The sequence below is a fragment of the Actinoplanes sp. NPDC051633 genome (assembly GCF_040681735.1).
In the GTDB taxonomy this organism is placed as follows: domain Bacteria; phylum Actinomycetota; class Actinomycetes; order Mycobacteriales; family Micromonosporaceae; genus Actinoplanes.
The window spans coordinates 1-4894 of the sequence record NZ_JBFAZH010000598.1; the positions used below are offsets into that span (position 1 = coordinate 1).

Below are 4894 nucleotides of genomic sequence, written 5' to 3' on the forward strand. Positions count from 1 at the left end.
TGGTGTCGCCCGGTGCGGCCGGGTTGGGGCTGGGGGTGGTGCCGGCGACAGCCGCAAGCCGCTGGTACGGGTCGTCGAGCGCGATCACCGGGACGGGCATCACGCCGACCTCGTTGCCGAGACGACCGGCCGCTGCGTCACGCCGGGCGGAGACCGGAACCGAGACGACGAACCGGTCGACGCCTTCACCGCGCTCACGAAGCACCGCGTGCAGGGCGCCGGTCACCGCCGACAGGACGACGTCGTTCACCGTCGCGCCGTGCGCATGCGCCGTCCGCTGAACGGCGGCCAGGCCGACCCGGGCCACGGCGAGCCGGCGGTGTGACCCGATGGGCCGGTTCAGCGAGGACCGCGGCGGACCCGCTGTACCGCCCGCCGCAAGTGCCGCGAGCGCCGAGCGGAGGTGCCGCGCTGCCGCCGGGAGGTGGGTGACCGTTCTCAGCCGTACGCCGAACGCGTCACGACGAAGCTCCCGGTTGCTCGGCGCGGGACGCGGGAAGTCCACGTCCGGCCCGGCCGGCGCACCGTCGACCAGGTGGGCGAGGACGGCCAGGCCGCCGATGCCGTCGGCCACGACGTGATGCAGCGTCACGACCAGCGCCTGGCCGCCGCCGGCCAGGGAGGTGATCAGAGTGGCCGACCACAGCGGCCGGTCCCGGGGGAGCCGGCGGGCGACGATGTCGGCGACGACGCCGAGAAACGCGGTCTCGTCGCCCGGCGCCGGGCAGGCGACGGCGCTGACGTGCTCGCGGACATCGAAGTCGGGAGCGTCGACCCAGACCGGTCGCCCGCCGCCGACGCGGGTTTCGACCAGGCGCTGCCGCAGCCGCGGCACCGCCTGCACGCGGCGACCGATCGCGTCACGGACCGCCGCGAGGTCCACGGCGGCCCGGGTGGGTTGGAGGACGAGGACCGCAGCGACCTGCATCGGCGAGCCGGGAAGGTCACCGGCGAGTTGCATCAGGTCGGTGGGACTCGTCCGTTCGATCACATTCATGTCAGCTCGCTCCGGCCGCGGGTGTCACATTCTGGAGAAGCGCCTCGTGCGTTCGGACCGGTGGCATCGCCGGCACGTGTGGACCTGAGCCGTGACCAGCTCCTCATCTCCGGCTCCTTGTCCGCTCGCCGCAGCCCTCGGTTCGAGGTTAGGACGCCCACCGCCACCGTCGTCAGGACCCAAGGACCTCAGCCGGCCGGCGATGCGGTGATCGCCTGGAAGCGGCGCTGACCCGAGGAGTGGGTCAGGCCATGCCGAAACCGATGCCGGTGGCGGGGATGTCGCGGTCGTCGTAGTCGAAGTCGACCTTCTCGATCACATCCACCACGCCGGGGACCTGGCGTACCAGTCGTCCGACGGCGTCGATCGTGGAGAAGCGGGCGACCCGTCCGATCAGCGTGACGACGCCCTCGGAGACCTCGGCCACGATGCCGTCCGCCTCCTCGGCCGGATACGTCCGCAGGATTCCCGATTCGATGTCCGAGCGGATCTCATCGTCCGGACGCAGGTGCACCTTCAGCAGATCCGATCGCGCCACTACCCCGATCAACCGGCCCATGTCGTCCACCACGGGTAGCCGCTTGACCTGCTCCTGGTCCATCAGGCGGGCGGCGGCCACCAGGGACGAGCCGGACGGCGCCGTCACCGCCGGCGAGCTCATCAGCTCGTTGGCCGTCCGGCCGACGCCCTTCACGCGGTCGTCGCGGCGGTGTCGCCGCTCGAACAGCCGGGGTACCGTCTCGCCGGCGTACTCGATCTTGCGAAGGAGATCCGCCTCCGACACCACACCCCGCACCCGCTGGAACTCATCGACCACGGGCACCGCGCTGAACCTGTGCTGCACCAGCAGATCGACCAGTTCGCGATACGACGCACCCGGGGAGACCGAGACCACGACCTTGGTCATCACGTCGTCCACACGCCAGTTCTTCATCGAGAACCCTCCCTCACGTCTCCACCCGACGCTAAGCGCCCACGCGGGGCGTTGGTCAGGGTCGATCGGCCCCCTTCGACGGGACCGTCGCCGGGGAGGGCCCGGGCGGCAGCGCAGGGTCACGGTTGCTCGACGCGGTCCACGCCCGGCACGGATCGTGCGAGCACCATCACGATGGTGCGTTCGACGTCGTCCAGGTAGACGCCGGTGAGTCGGGCGAAGTCAGGACCTTGGTCCCGCCCTCATCGGGCGGAGCGGCCCGGGTGTCTCGCCGGCCGCCCGAGCAGAGTCTGAGCCGAGAGATTCGATGAAGGAGGAGCAATGACAACGACCGGCCGCACGACCGCGGCACACCTGGAGCACGTCGAGGCACCCGGCTCCATGCTCACCGAGACCGCAGCCCGGGTTCTGGCGGTGTTCCGCATCTCCACCGGCTTCGTCTTCCTGTGGGCGTTTCTCGACAAGACCTTCGGCCTCGGCTACGCGACCCCGGCCGAACGCGCCTGGATCAACGGCGGCTCCCCCACCAAGGGCTTCCTGTCCTCGGTGGAAGTCGGCCCCTTCCAGAACTTCTTCCACGACATCGCCGGCACCACCTGGGCGAACTGGCTGTTCATGCTCGGCCTGCTCGGCATCGGCCTGGCCCTCATCCTGGGCATCGGCATGCGGATCGCCGCCGTGGCCGCCACGGCCATGATGGCCATGATGTGGATCGCCGAATGGCCCCTGGCCCAGCACACCAGCGCCGGCGAACCGAGCGGCTCCACCAACCCGATCACCGACTACCACTACATGTACGCCGTCGGCGCGATCGTCCTGGCCCTCACCTACGCCGGCCACACCTGGGGCCTGGGCCGCCTGTGGGCCAAGCTGCCCTTCGTGCAGAAACACCGTTGGCTGATCTGAATCATGCGCGGCGGCTCTGAGCAGCCGCCCGGCCGGGGCCTCCAGCGGCGGTCGACCCGGACGGGCGGCTTCGGTCGGTTCGATGAAGGAGATACGAGTCATGTACACGGAGACACGACGAGGACCCGCCAAGATCATCCTCGGGTTCGACGGCTCCGCCGGTGCCGTCCGGGCCGCGCGGTGGGCCCTCGACGAGGCCGCCCGCACGGGTGCGCCGGTCGAGCTCTGCCACGTATCCGGCCGCACCTGTCGGCCGGCCGACGAACTTCTCACTCAACGCGCCGAGGACATTGTGGAGCAGGCGGCCCTGGACGCTGCCGCCACTCATCCGCACGTACACGTCACCACCGTTTGCGCCCACGGCAGCGTCGCCTCCGTGCTGTCCCGGCGTTCGGCCGGGGCCGAGCTGATGGTCCTCGGCAGCAGGACGGGATCGCGGGCCGGCGGGCCGCTCGGCGCGACGACGACCGCCATGAACGCCATGAACGCCAATGCGCGATGCCCCGTCGTCGTGGTCCGCAACGTGCCCGGCCACGACCCGGTGCTGGTGGGAGTCGACGACACGGAAGAGTCCGAGCTGGCCCTGGCCTTCGCTTTCGAGCAGGCCGCCGCGCACGGGGCGTCGTTGCACGCGGTGCACGCATGGCTGCCCTCGATCCCGGCCGGGCGAAAGCACGCCGCGGACGAGATCCTCGACGCCGAGTGGCGTTCCCTGACCGACCTCGTCGACCGCTGGCGGCAGAAGTATCCATCGGTCAAGGCCACCCACGAGGTCGTGATCGCCCATCCCGCTCAGGCTCTGCTGCCACTGTCCGCGCAAGCCGGTCTCGTGGTGGTGGGCACCCGCGATGGTCGGGCCTGCCGGGCCACGCTGCTCGGTTCGGTGAGCCACCATCTGCTCCGGCATGCCGAGACGTCCGTCGCGGTGGTGCGGGAAACCCGGGCCGATCGCTGACCGCGCCCGGCCGGTCCGGTGACCGCGACGGCAGGAACGGCCGTCCTATCTCTTGAGGACTTCCGGCACCTACCAGGCGGTTCCCGCAGGAGGACGATGAGGACATCGAAGGGCCGGGAGGCGATCGAAGAGCACGTGAGGGGCCGAACGGCCCGCGGTGACGGGACCGCTCCCCCTGTCGTGCCGACCGGCGATACCCGACCCTCGAAGCATAGGCCCGGGAGGGGATGGCGATGAGAACACCGCAGATCATCGTAGGCGTCGACGGCACCGCGTCGGGCTGGGCCGCTGTGGTGTGGGCGGCGCGCGAGGCCGCGCACCGCCGCGCGTTGCTGCGCGTCGTACACGTCTTCGACTGGGAATGGATGTCATCGCTGTACGGACGCAGCGGCTTGTACCTCGAGAAGGCGCGCCGGCACGCGCAAGCCGTCTCCGGCGAGGCGCGCGAGCTGGCCGGCGCGATCGCGCCCGAGGTCGAGATCGAGGTCGACGCCCTCATCGGCAAACCCGTGGACCGGCTGCTGCACACGGCCGCCGAAGCGTCCCTGGTGGTGCTCGGCCACGGTGAGCGCGACGGTGCCGCCAGTCTGTTGCAGAGTTCGTTGAGCCAGCGCGTCGCGACGCACGTGCCGTGCCCGGTGGTCGTGGTGCGCGGGCGCAGCGACGCCGCCGACGGCCCGGTCGTCGTCGGTGTCGACGGCTTCGCCTCGGCCGAGCAGGTGCTGCGGACCGCCTTCCAGGCCGCCTTCGATCGAGGCGCCGCCGTGGTCGCCGTCCGCGCGTTGCTCCCCTCCTGGTCCGGCACCGGGTTGGCGGCCGGCCGCACCTCTGAGCGGGACGCCGCCGAGCTCGCCCGCGTGGAACGCCTGCTCGAGCCGTGGCGGCAGAAGTTCACCGAAGTGCCGGTGACCGTGGCCATCTCCCATGGCAACCCGGCGGCCGTCCTGCTCGGGGCGTCCCACCGAGCGCAGCTGGTCGTGGTGGGGAGCCGGGGCCGCGGCGCCGTGGCGGGGGCCCTGCTCGGCTCCACCGGCGTCCAGCTGCTGCACCACGCGGACTGCCCCGTGTGGATCGTGCACTAGGGCCCATGGGCTCCGGGGAC

At 71.4% G+C, this 4894-nt stretch carries 5 protein-coding genes; 3 read left to right on the forward strand and 2 right to left on the reverse strand.

What is annotated here, in order from left to right:
• The coding region (locus AB0M20_RS27520; RefSeq protein ID WP_364302994.1) for a wax ester/triacylglycerol synthase domain-containing protein at positions 1-997 on the reverse strand (997 nt) is incomplete at its 3' end.
• Positions 998-1241: 244 nt separating this feature from the next.
• Entirely contained in the window at positions 1242-1931 is a 690-nt protein-coding gene (locus tag AB0M20_RS27525; protein ID WP_364302996.1) for a CBS domain-containing protein, read from the reverse strand.
• A gap of 321 nt (positions 1932-2252) precedes the next feature.
• On the opposite strand from AB0M20_RS27525, the gene AB0M20_RS27530 reads away from it, so the two are divergent.
• From AB0M20_RS27530 to AB0M20_RS27540, 3 genes are all read left to right on the forward strand, one after another.
• A complete protein-coding gene (locus tag AB0M20_RS27530) occupies positions 2253-2837 on the forward strand; it encodes a DoxX family membrane protein (protein WP_364302997.1) in 585 nt (194 codons plus the stop codon).
• 100 nt (positions 2838-2937) lie between these two features.
• Positions 2938-3792: a universal stress protein gene (locus tag AB0M20_RS27535; RefSeq protein ID WP_364303000.1), complete on the forward strand. Its 855-nt coding sequence runs from the start codon at positions 2938-2940 to the stop codon at positions 3790-3792.
• Between the two features lie 233 nt (positions 3793-4025).
• Positions 4026-4874, forward strand: a complete 849-nt coding sequence (locus AB0M20_RS27540; protein ID WP_364303002.1) for a universal stress protein — start codon at positions 4026-4028, stop codon at positions 4872-4874.
• Positions 4875-4894 lie beyond the last annotated feature (20 nt).